The sequence below is a fragment of the Collimonas sp. genome, assembly GCF_035566375.1.
Lineage (GTDB): Bacteria > Pseudomonadota > Gammaproteobacteria > Burkholderiales > Burkholderiaceae_D > Collimonas.
This window is the reverse complement of the sequence record NZ_DATMRK010000028.1, coordinates 184397-201671: the sequence shown is the minus strand read 5'-3', so window position 1 is coordinate 201671 and position 17275 is coordinate 184397. Positions and strand designations below refer to the sequence as shown.

Sequence of the window (17275 nt, the reverse complement as noted above, 5' to 3'; positions counted from 1 at the left end):
GTCTCGCTTCCTTTTACGCGATCTTACAGCACGTCGCTGGCATGATCCGCCAGACGCGAACGTTCGCCGCGCGCCAGCGTTACATGGCCGCTGTGCGACCAGCCCTTGAAACGATCGACAACATACGTCAGGCCGCTTGAGCCTTCGGTCAGATAAGGCGTATCGATCTGGGCTATATTGCCGAGGCAGATGATCTTGGTGCCGGGGCCGGCGCGGGTGACCAGCGTTTTGATTTGCTTCGGCGTCAGGTTTTGCGCTTCGTCGATGATCAGGAACTTGTTGACGAAAGTACGGCCGCGCATGAAGTTGAGCGACTTGATCTTAATGCGCGAACGAATCAGATCCTGAGTGGCGGCGCGACCCCATTCGCCGGCATCCGAATCGGATTTGTTAAGCACTTCCAGATTGTCGTCGAAGGCGCCCATCCACGGCCCCATCTTCTCTTCTTCGGTACCCGGCAGGAAACCGATATCCTCACCGACCGGCACCGTGACGCGGGTCACGATGATTTCGTTGTAGGTCTTGGTTTCCAGTACCTGGGCCAAGCCGGCCGCCAGCGCCAGCAAGGTTTTGCCGGTGCCGGCCTGACCTAGCAGGGTGACGAAATCGCAGTCCGGATTCATCAGCAGATTCAGCGCAAAATTCTGCTCGCGATTGCGCGCGGTAATACCCCACACGCTGTTCTTGGCGTGGCCGTAATCGCGCAAGGTTTGCAGTACTGCCGTCTTGCCGTTGATCTGGGTGACTTCGCCGTAGAACGCAGGCTCGCCGTTTTTCGGTTCAATGAAAACGAACTGATTGACCAGCAAGGACGGCACCAGCGGTCCGCTCAGGCGATAGAGAGTGTAACCAGTGCCATGTTTGTTCTCTTGCCAGGACTCGATGCCCTTGCCATGCTTGATCCAGAAATCGTCCGGCAATTGCTGGATGCCCGAATACAGCAGATCGGTATCTTCCAGCACATGGTCGTTGAAATAATCTTCCGCCGGCAGGCCCATGGCCCGTGCCTTGATACGCATGTTGATGTCTTTCGACACCAGCACTACCGCACGGCCCGGGGTCTCGGCTTCAAGTCCGCGCACCACGCCGAGAATCTGGTTGTCGGCTTTGCCGACCGGCAGGCCTTCCGGCAGATCGGCATTTTGCAGCTTGGTCTGGAAGAACAGGCGGCCCTTGGCGTCCTTGTTGCCGAGCTTCGACAACGGGATGCCATGGTCGATCTGGTCGTCGACCACATCGCCCACCAGCGCATCCAGCGAACGGGATACCTGGCGTGCGTTGCGTGCGACTTCCGACATGCCTTTCTTGTGGTTATCCAGTTCCTCCAGCGTCACCATCGGCAGATAGATGTCGTGTTCTTCAAAACGGAACAGAGATGTTGGATCGTGCATCAGGACGTTGGTATCCAGCACGAACAATTTGCTCAAGCCGGACTTGTCGGCGGCGCGGCTGGTGCTCGACTTCGGGCGGATATGGCCCTCAGCCGGTTTTGCGGGTTTGTCGGCAACGGCACGCGAATTTTCCGCGGGGGCCTTGTCGGTTTTACGGTTTTCTATCGTTTTGCTGCGTGCTTGCGGTGCAGTTTCTTTGTTACGGGTAATCGGTTCAACAACGGCGATACGTGGTTTGACGGCTTTGCCGGCTTCCGCTTTTGGATAATCTTGAACGGACAGTAAAGCAGCGGGTTTGGTCGGTAATTTTGGTAGGGGCATCAGAACCTCGCTTTAAAGATGAAAAAAGTGTTCGCTTTGGTGATAACACGAACCGGACCAAACGGGTGAAGCTACGGCGGGTACGACTTAAATATATTTAAAAAAATATTAAGAATGAAGAGGCCTGGCTAACAAAACACAAAATAAAAAGTAAAAAAGCCGTTTGGGAAGGCCCTCAGGCCTTGTCCGCAAACGGCTTCCAGAAATAATTTTTTGTGAATTCAATGACTTACAAACTCCAATACTTCCTCAACATGCGATGGCACCTTCACTCCACGCCATTCTTTCACCAATGTGCCGGCGGCGTCAATCACAAAGGTGCTGCGCTCGATGCCGCGCACTTGCTTGCCGTACATGTTTTTCATTTTCATGACGTTGAACATGGCGCATAGCGTTTCGTCGGGATCTGTGATCAGTTCAAAGGGCAGCCCCAGTTTGGCTTTGAAACCTTCATGAGAGCGAATGCTGTCGCGGCTGATGCCGAATATTAAAGTGTTTTTCTGCTGAAATTCCTGGTGCAGGTCACGGAACTGCATGGCTTCCGTGGTGCAGCCAGGCGTGTTGTCCTTGGGGTAAAAATACAACACTACATTTTTTCCATGATAGTCCGATAACTTGAATGTCTGTTCGCCGGTCATGGCTGCAGAGAAATCGGGCACCGTCATGTTGATGATGGAAGGATGGTCAGCCACTGTCTTGTCCTGTTCATTAAATTATGATGAATCGGTTGCCAATCAGGGGCTTGGTAAATCCGCTGATCAGCTTGCCTGCATGATCATTTCACCGGAGCGTCCCGGCAACTCCGCCCATGTGAGAGGCGCGGTCGGTAATGTCTGGTCTTTGACGTGCTGATAATAATCTTCCATCGCGACCAGATCGTAGCCTTGCGCCTGCCAGCCCTGCAGCAACTGCTCAAATATGGGGGCAAGTTTTTGGCCTTCAAGCTCTGCGTGCAGAGTAAATACATGATCGCGCGGCGTCGCGGTCAAGGCCAGGATATGGGCCGCGATATTAGCCGGCGTCAGTTCAACGCCGTCGAAACTTCTACCCAGCAGTTCATCCAGCGTCGGCAGAGTAGTTGGCAATTGTATGCATGCCAGTGTCTTGCCATTCACCTGCAGGCGATGCGGTCCGGCGCCGGTATCGGCCAGGGCGCCGTTGTCGCGCAACATGGCGCGGCCGTCGGAGGCGTAAGCGATGCCGAATTTTTCCAGCTGTTCGAATGCGTAGGGATTCATTTGCCAGCCGGCGGCGCCGTGGGTTTTCGGCGGCTGGCCGAATATCTGGGTGAAGCGGTCGAACGAACGCTGCATCTGCTGGCTGGTCCAGCCGGCGTCGCGCTGCCGGACGTGGTCTTGCCAGACGCGGTGATCCCAGGTGTGGACGCCGCATTCGAAACCGGCGTCGCGTACTGCCTGCATGTATTTCGCGCAAGTCTTACCGATATCCGGAGCCGGCAGCAGCACACCGTACATCAGGGTCTTGAAGCCGTAATGTTCAACCACCGAGGTGCGTGACACTTTCTGGAAAAAGCCTGGCCGAAACACTTGCTTCAACGCCCAGCCGGTATGGTCATGCCCGAGCGAAAACAGAAAGGTGGCGCGAGCCTGATATTTGCTCAGCAGGCGCACCAGGTTCGGTACCCCTTCACGGGTGCCGCGATAGGTGTCGGCGTCGATTTTTAAGGTGAGGAGGGGCAAGTTGTCTGGTCTGGCTGGTGTAAGGAAAAACAGAGTCCGCGAAAACCACGAAGCAACTCGTGTCTCCGCGGATACTAGCTTGGAGCTTAGTCCATCAAGGCGCGAGCTTCAGCAACCTGGCCGCGATACGCATCGAAAATATTGCGCAAGGTGTCCGCCATGGTAGTGGTCGGCTGCCAGTTCAGTTCGTCGCATGTGTTGGTGATCTTCGGCACGCGATTTTGCACGTCTTGATACCCTTTACCGTAGTAGGCGGCGGAAGTGGTCTCGACCAGCTTGACCTTCTTTGCCGAGTCGGCGTACTCAGGATATTCGGCCGCCAGTTTCAACATCATGTCGGCCAGATCGCGGATCGAGTAGTTGTTGACCGGATTGCCGATGTTGTAGATCTTGCCGCTGGCAACGCCGTCCTTGTTGGCGATGATCTTGATCAAGGCATCGATGCCGTCGTCGATGTAAGTGAACGCACGTTTTTGCTGGCCGCCATCAACCAGGGAAATGTTCTCGCCGCGCACGATATGGCCGAAGAACTGGGTGACCACGCGCGAGCTGCCTTCTTTCGGCGTATGAATCGAATCGAGGCCGGCGCCGATCCAGTTGAACGGACGGAACAACGTGAAGTTCAGGCCTTCTTCCATGCCGTAACCCCAGATCACGCGATCCATCAATTGCTTGGCGCAGGAGTAGATCCAGCGCGGCTTGTTGATCGGGCCGCAGATCAGTTCGGATTGCTCCGGATCGAATTCGTCGTCGTGGCACATGCCATACACTTCGGAAGTCGACGGGAATACCAGATGCTTGCCGTACTTGGCTGCCGAACGCACGATAGGCAGGTTGGCTTCGAAGTCCAGTTCAAATACGCGCAGCGGTTGCTTGACGTAAGTCGACGGCGTGGCGATTGCCACCAACGGCAGGATCACATCGCATTTCTTGACGTGGTACTCGACCCATTCCTTGTTGATGGTGATGTCGCCTTCGAAGAAGTGCATGCGCGATTTGTAAGCGTCATTGTCCAGCAGATCACGGATGCGGTCGGTCATCATGTCCATGCCGTAGACGTGCCAGTCAGTGGTTTCCAGGATGCGTTTGGACAGGTGGTGGCCGATGAAACCATTAACGCCGAGGATGAGGACTTTTTTCATATTGATCTATTGTTGTTGGATTGGCATTCCGCAAGGCGGAACTTCAAACACTGCAATTCTTGCCGGAAGGGTAGAGAACAACTCCTGCCTTGCCCGCGAAATGATGCAGCCGGTTGGTTTTATAAAATTATAAAAGGATGTTTTGTAATGCTTCTGGCGTGATGGTTTGACCGTCCGCCAGCAACTCGTTAATCAACAGCGCGCGGCCATCGCCGCAAACGCCAACAATGCGATTATCCACTACCGCCAAGCCCCGAGGCAAATTTGCCGGCAGGTTTTCGATCAAGTTGGCCGATAGATATGCTTTTCCGATAACAAAAGTGCGTTCTTTGACAATAGTCCATGCGCCAGGATAGGGCGGCGCAACCGCACGATATAAGTTGTACACCTCATGCGCCGGCTGATTCCAGTCGATTTTGCCGTCCTCCGGTTTGCGGCCGCCGAAATAACTGCCTTGCGAGAGGTCATTCGGCAAGCGGGGGATGTTCCCTGCCAGCATGGCGGGCAGTACATTCCATAGCGTCTGTTCGGCGGCAACCACGACCTTGCCGAAGACTTCGTAGGCGGTATCGTCGGGCAGGATCGGCACTGACGTTTGCGCCACGATAGCACCGGCGTCAGGCTTGGCGGCCATTTCATGCAGCGTGGCGCCGGTTTCGGTGGCGCCATGCAATACCGCCCAGTTGATGGGCACCCGGCCACGATATTTGGGCAGCAGCGAGCCGTGCATATTGTAGGCGCCGTGTTTAGCCAGCGCCAGCAGGGCCACCGGCAGCATGTGGCGGTAGTAGAAACTGAAGATGAAATCCGGCTGCAAGGCGGCGACCTGGGCCAGTAATTCAGGCGTGGCGGGATCGCTGGGTGTGATGCTTGGGATGCCGTGTTGCCGGCACAGTGCGGACACCGATTCGAACCAGATGGTTTCCTGCGGATTGTCTTCGTGAGTAACCACCAGTGCGACATCGACGCCGCGCGCCAGCAAAACCTTCAGGCAGCGTACGCCGACGTTGTGATAGGCAAAAACGACGGCTTTCATGATGTTTCTTTATCCTCTGCCGACGATTGCTCAAGCATGGCTTGCACTACATAACGCGGCCGCGCCCGCACTTGCTGGTAAATACGGCCGACGTATTCGCCGACCAGGCCGATGCCGAACAGGATCATGCCCATCAGGAAGAAGGCAAACGCGAACAGGGTGAACACACCCTGGACTTCCGCGCCGAACAGGAAGCGACGCACCACCAGGACCGCAAACAACGCCGCCGAAGCGAACGACAGGACAATCCCAATCAGCGAAAACAACTGCAGGGGCACGATAGAAAAGCCTGTGACCAGATCGAAATTCAGGCGGATCAGGCTGTACAGGGAATACTTCGATTCGCCGGCGGAGCGTTCCTCGTGCTCAACCACGATTTCGGTGTCCTTGCGGGCAAAGGTGTAAGCCAGCGCTGGCACGAAGGTGTTGACTTCCCGGCATTGGTTGATCAGGTCGACCACGTTGCGGCCATAGGCCCGCAGCATATTGCCTTGGTCAGTCATCTTGATGCCGGTGATCTTCTCGCGCAGCAGGTTCATGGCCTTGGAAGCGACTGTGCGCCAGGCCGAGTCCTGGCGTTTGCGGCGGATCGAACCGACGTAATCGTAACCCTCGCGCATCTTGGCGATCAGGTTGCCGATTTCTTCCGGCGGATTTTGCAGGTCGGCGTCCAGGGTGACGACAATTTCCCCGCGACTGGCTTCAAAACCGGCCAGTATCGCCATGTGCTGGCCGAAATTGCCATTGAACAGGACTACCCGGGTGACGTCCGGGCGCAAACGGAATTGTTCGGCCAGGATCGCCGCCGATTTGTCGCGACTGCCGTCGTTGACGTACAGAATTTCATAGCTGATGCCAAGTGCATCGAGTGCCGGGTAGAGGCGTTCGAACAGTTTGGCGAGGCCCGATTCCTCGTTGTATACCGGGATGACGACGGAAAGTTCTGGTTTCATCAAGTGTCGAATGTTTATTGAAGCACGGATTTTACCGCGGAGACCGCACGTTCGACATCGTTCTTTGTCATGACATTAAACATCGGCAGCGTGACGATCAGGCGGCCGACTTTTTCCGCTACCGGGAACATGCCTTCCTTGAAGCCGCGCGCACGGTACATGCTGAGTAGATGGATCGCCGGGTAGTGGTAGCCGATACCGATGCCACGTTCCTGCATTTGCTCCATGAAAGTGGCGCGCGCCGGTTTGCCGTCCTTGCGCTCCGGCAGCACCAGCTGGAACATGTGCCAGTTGCTGTTGTCGAAGTCGGCGACCGGCAACTGGGCGCCGTATTTTTCTTCAAAATCGCTGCCGAAACAAGCGAAATAGTGCTGTGCCAGCTCGCGCCGATGCGCAGTGATGGCGTCAATGTGTGCAAACTGGCCGAGGCCGATGGCGGCAGCAACGTCGGTCATGTTGAATTTACCGCCGAGGACATCGACGTCAAGACCGTCGAAGCCGCTGCGGGTCACCCCTTGCAGGCGGTATTTTTCCGCCAGCCGTGCTTCTTCCGCATTGTTCAGGACCAGGCATCCGCCTTCTGACGACGTGACGTTCTTGTTGGCCTGGAAGCTGAATGAGACAAAATCGCCGAAAGCGCCGATACGCTGGCCGTTCCAGGTCGATCCCAGCGCTTGCGCAGCATCTTCCACTACCCGCAGATTATGTTTTTTCGCCAGCGCGTAGAGGCGATCCATGTCGACCGGCAGGCCCGACAGGTAGACCGGAATGATGGCCTTGGTGCGTGGCGTGATGGCGGCTTCGACCTGGGCCAGATCGATATTGCGAGTGACCGGATCGATGTCGGCGAACACTGGCGTGGCGCCGGTTTCAATAATCACGTTGGCGGTGGCAACCCAGGAAATCGGCGTGGTGATGACTTCATCGCCAGCGCCGACGCCGGCCACGCGCAGGGCGATTTCCATGGTGCAGGTGCCGGAGTTGAAGGTGCGTACCGGACGGCCGCCGAAATATTCCGACAACTGCTTTTCGAACCCCAGTACCTTGGGGCCGCTGGCAATCCAGCCGGAGCGCAAGACATCGGCAACCGCTGCGATGGTGGCTTCGTCGATGGTGGGTTTGGCAAACGGCAGGAATGGTTGTTGACTCGGTTGTTGGCTCATATTGGTAGTGAAATCCGATGTAAGTTTGGCGGAAAGTCGTGATGGAATGATCGACAGCTAATTTGTGTATATATATATAGGACTCAGCTACGGGTTAGCAGGACGACGCCGACAATGATGATGCCGATTGCCAGCAGGCGCTGAGCCGAGATCGCTTCGCCCAGAAAATACCAGGCGCCAATTGCGCTGATGATATAGCCCATCGATAGCATCGGATAGGCAATCGTGACGTCGACCCGCGACAGGCCGATGATCCAGACCATTACCGAGATGACATAGCAGGTCAGGCCGCCCAGGATCGGCAACTGGGTGGCCAGCTTGAGACCGATGGCAAGCCAGTTTTGCGGTGTTAGGTGGATCGCGCCGACCGCGTTGGTGCCAGCCTTGAGCAGAAGCTGGGCCACGGCGTTAAGGCAGACGCCGGCAAGGATGAAGGCAAAGGTGGTGATGTTCATGTGTATGGCTAGTTAATATGGTGCTGTTGGTACCGCCGGCGATTCGGCTGGCGGCGGTTCCGTCACCGGGGCGGCTGGCGTTGCCGGCGCGCTGGCGGGAATTCCCTGGTTGGTCACGACCACGCGGCGCGGATCCTGGCCGATGACCCGCATCGGCACCCCGCGTTGTTCCAGTTCGCGGTAATTTTCCGGCCGGATGATGGCGATGTCTTTTATGCCCGCAGCATGATCGGCCGTCCATTTGACGACAAATGCATCAATCGTCGGAATCCACAGCTGCGGTTGCTGGCCGATGCCGAATTCCAGCTCATCCATATGCTGCACCATGGTCATGGTGCGGCGCAGGTAGAACGGCAGAGCCTGCTCGTACTTGCCGACCACGTAAAGCGTGGTTTGCGGCGTCATTTCGGCGTTGATGGCAGGCACCAGGTCGATCCCGGCTGAATAACGTCCTTGCGGATCGTGCCCATACATCAGCAACTGGCCGCCGATGAAACCGCTGGCGGCAAGGGCGACGATGGCCCATTCCCGTTGCCGGCGCACCAGCAGCAACGCCGCGATGGCGCCGACGAAGCCGACCACGGAGGCGGCGAAAACCCAAGGCACGTGCGCCTGCAACAATGGCACGGAATAAGCGTCCTTGGCCAGCGTCGGAATTTTCCAGGACAAAGCCAGGCCGGCGATGGCCGGCAGCAGCAGCAACAGCGCCGAGACTTGCACCGACTTGTTGCTGGCGTTATCCAGCTGGCAGGCAATCAGCAGCGCCAGCGCCGGGAAGATCGGCAGGATGTACGACGGCAGCTTGGAGTCGGAAATGCTGAAGAAGACGAAAATGAATATGCTCCAGATCAGCAGCATTTTTTTCGGCTGGAAGCCGGACGCTGCGCTGCGTTCGCGCGCGCCGTTCCACAAACTTTGGAACAAGACGCCAAGCCAGGGCACGATGCCCAGAATCAGGATCGGGATGAAGTAATACGGCGGGCCGTAGCGGTTATGGATTTTGCTGGTGAAGCGCTGGAATTGTTCGTGGATAAAGAAGAACTGCGGAAATTCAGGGTTTTTCAGCGAAATCAGCACGAACCACGGTGTGGTGATGACAAAGAACAGGATCAGGCCCAACACCAGATGCAGGCGCTTCCAGATCGGCCAGTCGCGTGAAAACAGGGTGTACAGCACCAGCACCGCACCCGGCAAGACCAGGCCGATCAAACCTTTCGACAGTACCGCCAGCGCCATGCCGGCCCAGCACAGCAGCATCCAGTTGCGTTGTTCGCTATGGCTGATGTCGCTGCGCTGCGCCAGCAGCAGGGCGCACAATGCGATCGTCATCATGCCAGACAAGCCCATGTCCAGCGTATTGATGTGGCCCAGCCCGGCCCACAGGAAGCTGGAGCCAAGCACCAGCGCTGCATAGAAGCCGATGCGCGGGGAGAAAATACGGGTTCCGGTGAATGCAACCAATACCACGCCCAGCAAGCCGCACAAACCAGTCCACAGGCGCGCCTGCCATTCGCCCAGCCCGAACAACTCGAAGGTGAGGGCGTTCATCCAGGTTTGCAGCGGTGGTTTTTCGAAATATTTGAGGCCGTTCAAGCGCAAGGTGATCCAATCGCCGGTGGCCACCATTTCACGCGCCATTTCGGCATAACGACCTTCATCGGTCGGCACCAGCGTGCGGGCGCCGAGCATGTAACACCAGATGATGCAGAACAAGAGAAACAGCAGCCAGACGAAAGTTTTTGATTTATGCAATTCACGCATCTTGGGCGGTTTCCTTGTCGGTATTGAAAATCAGGGCCAGCGCGACTTTGCGTCCCTCGGCCATCAGAATATTGTAAGTGCGGCAGGCGGCCTGATTGTCCATGCACTCGACGCCGATGCGACGCGAGGTCAGCACGGTGGTCAGTTTCGGGTGGACAAAGCGCTGGCGCTGGCCGGTGCCGAGAATCACGACATCGGGCCCGGTGCTGTCGATGTGAGCAAAATGTTCAGCATGGAGCGCGTCGAAATCGCTGACCGGCCACGGCACCGGCGCCGCTTCCGGCAGCACCAGCAGGCTATGTTCGTAGCGCACCGCATTGATTTCCACGCCCTTGTCGTCGTAGGCGGTGACTGTCTGATACTGTTGAGTCGGGGTGGTATGTAGCTTCATTGCATTGTCTTTACACGTTGTTTGCACGTTGTGGAGAAAATCCTATCCAAGAATAATTAGCAAAACCACAGGATAGACCGCAGCCGCTGTGCAAATTTCCGAAAAATGGAAAATAAAGTGCTGCATTGTAGCGTTTTCCGTAGACAAACTTGCGGTATCGATTGATAAAACCTCACGCTTTCGGCAGAATGGGTGGTTCTGGCGGTTATTTGTGCACCGCCGAAAAGCTGTCTGAAAAGTCGTGAAATAGCTTGGAGCGCCCTTACAAGGGGCTGTTGCAGGCATTTGCTGCGGCGCACGTACTCAAGTGTGACGAAAGTGTGACGAAGGGGGGACGACTCCGCAATTTTCCAGACAGCTTTTTAAAACTGAATAATGTTGCGTAAAATACAAGGATTGTGCTGTGCGACCGATTCAAAAATCGAAAAAACTGGATGACGTTTGTTATGACATTCGCGGCCCCGTGCTGGAGAAGGCGCGGCAAATGGAAGAAGAAGGTCATAAGATCATCAAGCTGAACATCGGCAACCTGGCCGTGTTCGGTTTCGAGCCGCCCGATGAAATCGTGCAGGACATGATCCTCAATATGGGCAACGCTTCCGGCTATACCGATTCCAAAGGCATGTTTGCGCCGCGCAAATCGGTGATGCATTATTGCCAGCAAAAGAAGATCCAGGGCGTCACGATTGACGATATCTATCTGGGCAATGGCGCTTCGGAACTGATCGTGATGAGCATGAACGCCTTGCTCAACACCGGCGATGAAGTGCTGGTGCCAGCGCCAGACTATCCGCTCTGGACTGCAGCGGTCAGCCTGTCCGGCGGGACGCCACGGCATTACATCTGCGACGAGCAAGCCGGCTGGTTTCCTGATATCGAAGATATCAAAAAGAAAATCAACTCGAATACCCGCGCGATTGTCGTCATCAATCCGAATAATCCGACCGGCGCCTTGTATCCGGTGGAGTTGCTGCAACAGATCGTCGATCTGGCGCGCGAGCATCAACTGATCATTTTTGCCGACGAAATCTACGACAAAGTTTTGTACGACGGCGAGACCCATACTTCGCTGGCCTCGCTGGCTGACGACGTGCTGTTCATCACCTTCAATGGTTTGTCGAAAAACTATCGCTCCTGCGGCTACCGCGCCGGCTGGATGGTGGTGTCGGGCGAGAAAAAACACGCCAAGGGTTATATCGAAGGTCTGAACATGCTGGCGTCGATGCGCCTGTGCGCCAATGCGCCGGGCCAGTATGCGATCCAGACCGCGCTGGGCGGCTACCAGAGCATCAACGATCTGGTCGCGCCGCAAGGCCGTTTGACGCGTCAACGCGATATGGCTTACAAATTACTGACCGATATTCCAGGTGTCACCTGCGTCAAGCCGAAGGCCGCGCTGTACATGTTTCCGCGTCTTGATCCCAAGATGTACCCGATCACGGACGATCAGGATTTCGCCTATGAATTGTTGGCGGAGCAGCGGGTATTGATCGTCCAGGGCACCGGCTTCAACTGCCCGACGCCGGACCATTTCCGCGTGGTGTTCTTGCCGAATACCGATGACCTGGCCGATTCGATGGGGCGCATCGCCAGTTTCCTCGAAGGTTATCGGCGCCGCCATGGCACGGCTTAATTAAGTACACGGTATTAAGTACTCGGTAGATTTTTTAAACCCGCCGGTCTGGTGTCGCAGCCAGCCCGGCATCAGCAGATTTTTTTACAGACAGCAGAGATCATGAAATCCATCAAGGTAGGTTTGCTTGGCATAGGTACGGTCGGTTCCGGCACGTTCAACGTATTGAAGCGCAATCAGCAAGAGATTGCAGCGCGCGCGGGGAGAGCTATTGAAATTACGATGGTGGCCGATCTCGATGTCGAGCGCGCCAAACAACTGACCAGCGGCGAAGTCACCGTAGTCAACGACGCCAAGCTGGTAGTCAATAATCCCGATATCGATATCGTCATCGAATTGATCGGTGGTTACGGTATCGCCAAGGATCTGGTATTGCAGGCGATTGCCAATGGCAAGCATGTGGTCACCGCCAACAAGGCGTTGATTGCAATGCATGGCAACGAGATTTTCAAGGCGGCGCAAGAAAAGGGCGTGATCGTCGCGTTTGAAGCGGCAGTGGCTGGCGGCATTCCTATCATCAAAGCCTTGCGCGAAGGTTTGACTGCCAACAGCATCCAATGGATCGCCGGCATCATCAATGGCACCACTAATTTCATCCTGTCCGAAATGCGCGACAAGGGGCTCGACTTCGACGTCGTGCTGAAAGAAGCGCAACGGCTGGGATACGCCGAAGCCGATCCTACCTTCGATATCGAAGGAGTGGACGCCGCCCATAAGCTGACCATCATGGCCTCGATCGCGTTCGGCATTCCGGTGCAGTTCGCCAAGGCGCATGTGGAGGGCATCACCAAGTTGCAGGCTACCGATATCCGCTATGCCGAACAGCTGGGCTACCGCATCAAGCTGCTCGGCATCACCAAGCGTACTGCGGGCGGCATCGAGCTGCGCGTGCATCCGACCTTGATTCCGAGCGCGCGCCTGATCGCCAATGTTGAAGGCGCCATGAACGCCGTGCTGGTGCGCGGTGATGCTGTCGGCGATACGCTGTACTACGGCAAAGGCGCCGGCGCCGAACCGACTGCTTCAGCGGTGATTGCGGACCTGGTCGATATCACGCGCCTGGCGACAGCCGATCCTGAACATCGGGTACCGCATCTGGCGTTCCAGCCGAACGCCATGGCGGATACGCCGATTCTGCCGATGGCGGAAATCACCACCAGCTATTATCTGCGCATGCATGTCGCTGATCAGTCCGGCGTGCTGGCGGATGTCACGCGGATTCTGGCCGACTCGTCGATTTCGATCGACGCCATGCTGCAGAAAGAACCGGCTGCCGGCGAGACCCAGACGGATATCATCATGCTGACGCACCAGACGCAGGAAAAGAATGTCGAAGCGGCGATTGCAAAGATCGAAGCCTTGGCTACCGTGGTCGGCACAGTGACCAAGATTCGGTTGGAAGAATTGGGCTAAACGATAGTAGCGATTGTTTGACGACTTTGAGCGTGAGCTCTGACGCAAAAAGCGCAGCAGATAAATAATCTGCTGCGCTTTTTTGTTTCGACTACCTCAGAAAATATTAAACGGCATATTTATCACCAGGCGGTAGATATTGTTGCTGGGGTCCGAGTAGTGCGAGGTGGCGTGGTGATGCATCAGAGTCAGGTTGATGCTGCTGCCTTTCAGCCTGCCAGCCTGGATCACATAAGTCGGGATCATGCCTATTTCCCAATGTTTGCCATGCACGGCTTCGCCATTTTTCCAGTACAGCCCGTACAAGCTGCTGGCGGGGCCAGCATAGCTTGCGGCCGTGGCCGAGGCGTCGGCGCCCCAGCCTTGCACCAGCCAGCTCATGATTCTTAAGCCTGGCAGACCGTAGTTGCCAAGGTCGACCGTGTGCCGCAACTGCAGCGATTGTTCACCGGGGGCGTTGTAATCGACGTTCATCGAGTTGCTCAGGAAATCGCCTGCGCCTTCTCCAACATAGTCGAAGAATTGTTTGCCTTGGATTTTCTGATAGGCCAGCATCACCGTATGTGCCCGGTGCTGCGCACTGAGCGCCACACTATAGGCGTTGGTGTTGATGGTTCCTTGTAGGCTGCGGCCTTGGTTGCGGGTGGCGTAATAGTTCAACTGGCCGCTCCAGCGTATGGATTTGGCGTCGCCTATGCTATGCGAGAGGCCGGAATAGTACTGGGTCCACACATCGTCAGCGCGGCTGGCGTACAGAGAAAATCTGGTGTCCGGGCTGTAGTTGTAGTCGCCTCCCAGATAGCTGAAGCGCTTGAATTCCGTGTCTCCATAGGCGCTGCTCAATGATCGCAGTCGGGTTTGCTCGCGCGGCTGGGTTTTGGTAACGCTGCCGGCAGCAAGATTGAGGCCGGCGAACTCTGCGCCGCTTATGGTTGTGCCCAGAAAGCTTGGTGGCAGGGCGCGATTGTCGTGCGGCTCCAGAAACGGGTTGTGGATTATTTGCGCGCCGGTTTTCAGCACGGTGTTTGAGACACGCGCTTTGATGTCATACAGTCCAAAGTAGGTCCACGCCGCCTGGTTGCCGCCGCCGCCATTGGGATCGACGTGCACCATATTACCGATGCCATTGCCGCCATTGAGTTTCAGTGCGCTGAACAGTCCGGCATCGGCGCCAAAACCGACGGCGCCGGTGCTAAAGCCGGATTCAAAATTCAGTTGGGAGCCTAGTACCCACGCATTGCGTGTGTTGAGAGCCTGGGTTTCCAGATGATCGCTATAACTGCGCAACAAGAATTTCAGATGACTACCGGCAAACAGGCCCTTGCTGTCCGATTGCTGTGCCGTTGCCACCGACTGTGCCGGCGCCGAATGAGTTTGATCGATAGCTTCGCCATCAATCACTCCGTGTTGGCCGTGTTCTTCAAGCTTGCCTGTCGGGCGGGCATGTGCTGCTGCAGTTGTTGCCGAAGTTGCTGTTGCGTGGCCGTCCGGTGCGTCAGCGTTTGCTGCATGGGCGCTCATCAGCGCGACGGTTAATAGCGGCGTAAGCGGCCTCAGCGGCCTCAGATAACGCGCTGCATCTCGGACTTTCAATATAGTCTCCTCGCACTCAAGCTGGACCAGAACCAGGTCGCAGATAAGATGAATATTATTTATTTGTCATCAATTCAGGCGGCGATATTACACAGAGTTGTTTGTTATTGCAATATTGATAATTATCGTCACCTGTGAGATCAGGTGGAGGCGGGTGATGTACTTTTGGAGTGAAGGCTGCAGAAACCCTGTTTCTGCAGCGTCAAAGCCGGCGGCGCAGCTCTTATTCGAGGTTTTGCACTTGCTCGCGCATCTGGTCGATCAGCAGCTTCAATTCCATGGAGGCGTCAGCCAGTTCCTTGATAGCGGCCTTGGAGCCAACCGTATTCGCTTCACGATTCAGTTCCTGCATCATGAAATCGAGGCGCTTGCCGACCTGGCCGCCTTTTTTCAGGATGTGGCGGGTTTCGCTCAGGTGGGCCGCCAGTCTCGACAATTCTTCAGCAATGTCGATGCGGATGCCGTACAGCGTGACTTCCTGACGCACCCGATCCAGCGCTTCTTCGCGCGACAGGTTGGAGTTGCTGGCGTCCTGTTGCGCCAGGCCCAGCGCTTCCTGCATGCGCTCCGTGGCTTTTTGCTGGAATTGCGCAACCACCTGCGGCACCAGTGGTGTAATCCTTTGCACAATGACTTCCATGGCGTCGATGCGGGCGATCAAGGTGGCTTGCAGCGCCGCGCCCTCGCGGGCACGCGAATCGACAAACGCCTCCAGGGTTGCGCTCATGGTGGCCTGGATGTCGGCCTGCAACGTGTCCTGGCTGATCACCGCTTCTTCGATCACGCCCGGCCAACGCAGCAATTCATTGACGGTGAGCGGCGGCGCCTCGATGAATTGCTGGCGCACCGCGCTTTGCATATCGGCCAGCGAAGCCAGCAGCGTCATGTTCAAGGCTTGCGATGCGCCGGAGGCGGTCTTGCGTCCGAAACTCAGGCGGCATTCAACTTTGCCGCGCGCAATGCGGCCGATAATGGCTTCGCGCAGCGCCGGTTCGAGCGAGCGCAAGTCGTCGTTGATGCGGAATTGCAGATCGAGAAAGCGCGAATTGACGCTCTTGATTTCGATGGTAATCGTGCCCGCTGCCGTTTCGCGGTTGTTGACCGCATAACCTGTCATGCTACAGATAGTCAAAATGCTGTCCTTTGTTTCTGGGTTGCAAGGGTTTTTCTTTACAAGTCAGCGATTTATCAAGACAATCCTCACACTGTTCACTAAGGTAGGATCGCATGGCCGCGCAAAACAATGCACCATTGCCTGACGGGCTAAAAATTGCTGGATACCGCATTGTAAAGAAGATTGCTTCTGGCGGGTTCAGTATTGTCTATCTGGCATACGACGAGGATGGCAACGCAGTCGCCATCAAGGAATATCTGCCGAGTTCATTGGCATTACGTCAATGGGGCGAACTGGCGCCGGCAATCTCGCCGGAAAACCTGCCGACCTTCCGGATCGGCCTAAAGTGCTTTTTTGAGGAAGGCCGCGCGTTGGCGCGCATCTCGCACCCGAACGTGGTCAGCGTGATCAATTTCTTCCGCGCCAATGAAACGGTGTACATGGTGATGGCCTACGAATCGGGGCGCTCGCTGCAAGAGCACATCCTGCGCCGTCGCGATAAGGGGGAAAAGCCGCTGGTATCGGAAAAATTCATCCGCAAGATGTTCCGTCATGTGATGAATGGCCTGCGCGAAGTGCATACGCATAAACTGCTGCATCTGGACTTGAAGCCGGCAAATATCTATTTGCGGGCTGACGGCACGCCGATTTTGCTGGATTTCGGCGCCGCCCGCCAAACCTTGCGTTCCGATTCGCCTAAGCTGTATCCAATGTACACGCCGGGTTTCGCCCCGGCCGAATTGTATGAGCGTAATGGCAATCTTGGGCCTTGGACCGACATCTATAGCATCGGCGCTTCGATTTTCGCTTGCATGGTCGGGGCGCCGCCGCAGCCGGTGGATCAGCGCAAGGTCAACGACAAGATGGAAGGTCATTTCCGCAAACTGGAAGGCTTGTATTCGCCGGAATTGATCCAGGTGGTGCGCTGGTGCCTGATGATCGATCCGCTGCAGCGGCCGCAAAGCGTGTTCGCGGTGCAGCGCGCTTTGATGGAGCCGGTGCAGGAAGAAGAGGTGAGCGTGCGCGATATGGTTACGCGCAAGATACGCAGCGTCTTTTTCACGCATATCCAGTTCCGTCGCAAAGCCGAGAGCAACCCGGATACGACGATCCAGGAAAACACCCAATAGTGCCCAATAGCAAGCGCTAGTGCGCCGCTTCATTGCCCCCAGTTTTTAGCTGTATTTTTAGTAAGAATTACACATAGTC

15 protein-coding genes are annotated in these 17275 nt (G+C 56.2%); 3 read left to right on the top strand and 12 right to left on the bottom strand.

The window, feature by feature from the left end; genetic code table 11:
- Positions 1-23 precede the first annotated feature (23 nt).
- The 10 genes from VNZ60_RS08050 to VNZ60_RS08005 all read right to left on the bottom strand — a co-directional run bounded on the left by VNZ60_RS08050 (position 24) and on the right by VNZ60_RS08005 (position 10313).
- On the bottom strand, positions 24-1712 hold the full coding sequence (locus tag VNZ60_RS08050) for a PhoH family protein (RefSeq protein ID WP_325657897.1): 1689 nt from the start codon (positions 1710-1712) through the stop codon (positions 24-26).
- A 221-nt stretch (positions 1713-1933) separates the two neighbouring features.
- A complete protein-coding gene (locus VNZ60_RS08045) occupies positions 1934-2404 on the bottom strand; it encodes a peroxiredoxin (RefSeq protein ID WP_325657896.1) in 471 nt (156 codons plus the stop codon).
- A gap of 66 nt (positions 2405-2470) precedes the next feature.
- Positions 2471-3412, bottom strand: coding sequence for a polysaccharide deacetylase family protein (locus VNZ60_RS08040; protein ID WP_325657895.1), 942 nt, complete (start codon positions 3410-3412; stop codon positions 2471-2473).
- 86 nt (positions 3413-3498) lie between these two features.
- Positions 3499-4554 carry a bifunctional UDP-4-keto-pentose/UDP-xylose synthase gene (locus VNZ60_RS08035; RefSeq protein WP_325657894.1) on the bottom strand — a complete coding sequence of 352 codons (1056 nt, stop codon included), beginning with the start codon at positions 4552-4554 and terminating at the stop codon, positions 3499-3501.
- A gap of 127 nt (positions 4555-4681) precedes the next feature.
- Positions 4682-5590 (bottom strand): formyltransferase, encoded by a 909-nt coding sequence (locus VNZ60_RS08030; protein ID WP_325657893.1) that lies wholly within the window; start codon positions 5588-5590, stop codon positions 4682-4684.
- Positions 5587-6543 carry a glycosyltransferase gene (locus tag VNZ60_RS08025; protein WP_325657892.1) on the bottom strand — a complete coding sequence of 319 codons (957 nt, stop codon included), beginning with the start codon at positions 6541-6543 and terminating at the stop codon, positions 5587-5589. The genes VNZ60_RS08030 and VNZ60_RS08025 overlap by 4 nt, the downstream gene beginning before the upstream one ends.
- Positions 6544-6557: 14 nt before the next feature.
- Positions 6558-7706 carry a DegT/DnrJ/EryC1/StrS family aminotransferase gene (locus VNZ60_RS08020; RefSeq protein ID WP_325657891.1) on the bottom strand — a complete coding sequence of 383 codons (1149 nt, stop codon included), beginning with the start codon at positions 7704-7706 and terminating at the stop codon, positions 6558-6560.
- Positions 7707-7789: 83 nt separating this feature from the next.
- Complete coding sequence (locus VNZ60_RS08015) at positions 7790-8161, bottom strand: EamA family transporter (protein WP_325657890.1); 372 nt, start codon at positions 8159-8161, stop codon at positions 7790-7792.
- Between the two features lie 12 nt (positions 8162-8173).
- Positions 8174-9922, bottom strand: coding sequence for a glycosyltransferase family 39 protein (locus tag VNZ60_RS08010; protein ID WP_325657889.1), 1749 nt, complete (start codon positions 9920-9922; stop codon positions 8174-8176).
- Positions 9915-10313, bottom strand: coding sequence for an Mth938-like domain-containing protein (locus tag VNZ60_RS08005; protein WP_325657888.1), 399 nt, complete (start codon positions 10311-10313; stop codon positions 9915-9917). The genes VNZ60_RS08010 and VNZ60_RS08005 overlap by 8 nt, the downstream gene beginning before the upstream one ends.
- A 403-nt stretch (positions 10314-10716) precedes the next feature.
- Here VNZ60_RS08005 and VNZ60_RS08000 point away from each other — a divergent pair, with 403 nt between their 5' ends.
- Complete coding sequence (locus VNZ60_RS08000) at positions 10717-11946, top strand: pyridoxal phosphate-dependent aminotransferase (protein WP_325657887.1); 1230 nt, start codon at positions 10717-10719, stop codon at positions 11944-11946.
- Between the two features lie 102 nt (positions 11947-12048).
- Entirely contained in the window at positions 12049-13359 is a 1311-nt protein-coding gene (locus VNZ60_RS07995) for a homoserine dehydrogenase (protein WP_325657886.1), read from the top strand.
- Positions 13360-13455: 96 nt separating this feature from the next.
- Here VNZ60_RS07995 and VNZ60_RS07990 read toward each other — a convergent pair whose 3' ends face one another.
- Entirely contained in the window at positions 13456-14952 is a 1497-nt protein-coding gene (locus tag VNZ60_RS07990) for an OprD family outer membrane porin (protein WP_325657885.1), read from the bottom strand.
- Between the two features lie 223 nt (positions 14953-15175).
- Positions 15176-16084, bottom strand: coding sequence for a YicC/YloC family endoribonuclease (locus tag VNZ60_RS07985; RefSeq protein WP_325657884.1), 909 nt, complete (start codon positions 16082-16084; stop codon positions 15176-15178).
- Between the two features lie 95 nt (positions 16085-16179).
- Between VNZ60_RS07985 and VNZ60_RS07980 the strand changes: the two genes are divergently transcribed.
- Complete coding sequence (locus VNZ60_RS07980; protein WP_325657883.1) at positions 16180-17196, top strand: serine/threonine protein kinase; 1017 nt, start codon at positions 16180-16182, stop codon at positions 17194-17196.
- The last annotated feature ends 79 nt before the right edge of the window (positions 17197-17275 follow it).

Bases quoted from the DNA above. Each gene is read 5' to 3' on its own strand.
- VNZ60_RS08035 (WP_325657894.1), bottom strand. From the start codon at position 4,554: ATGAAAAAAGTCCTCATCCTCGGCGTTAATGGTTTCATCGGCCACCAC.
- VNZ60_RS08030 (WP_325657893.1), bottom strand. From the start codon at position 5,590: ATGAAAGCCGTCGTTTTTGCCTATCACAACGTCGGCGTACGCTGCCTG.
- VNZ60_RS08020 (WP_325657891.1), bottom strand. From the start codon at position 7,706: ATGAGCCAACAACCGAGTCAACAACCATTCCTGCCGTTTGCCAAACCC.
- VNZ60_RS08025 (WP_325657892.1), bottom strand. From the start codon at position 6,543: ATGAAACCAGAACTTTCCGTCGTCATCCCGGTATACAACGAGGAATCG.
- VNZ60_RS07995 (WP_325657886.1), top strand. From the start codon at position 12,049: ATGAAATCCATCAAGGTAGGTTTGCTTGGCATAGGTACGGTCGGTTCC.
- VNZ60_RS08005 (WP_325657888.1), bottom strand. From the start codon at position 10,313: ATGAAGCTACATACCACCCCGACTCAACAGTATCAGACAGTCACCGCC.
- VNZ60_RS08015 (WP_325657890.1), bottom strand. From the start codon at position 8,161: ATGAACATCACCACCTTTGCCTTCATCCTTGCCGGCGTCTGCCTTAAC.
- VNZ60_RS08050 (WP_325657897.1), bottom strand. From the start codon at position 1,712: ATGCCCCTACCAAAATTACCGACCAAACCCGCTGCTTTACTGTCCGTT.
- VNZ60_RS07980 (WP_325657883.1), top strand. From the start codon at position 16,180: ATGGCCGCGCAAAACAATGCACCATTGCCTGACGGGCTAAAAATTGCT.
- VNZ60_RS08010 (WP_325657889.1), bottom strand. From the start codon at position 9,922: ATGCGTGAATTGCATAAATCAAAAACTTTCGTCTGGCTGCTGTTTCTC.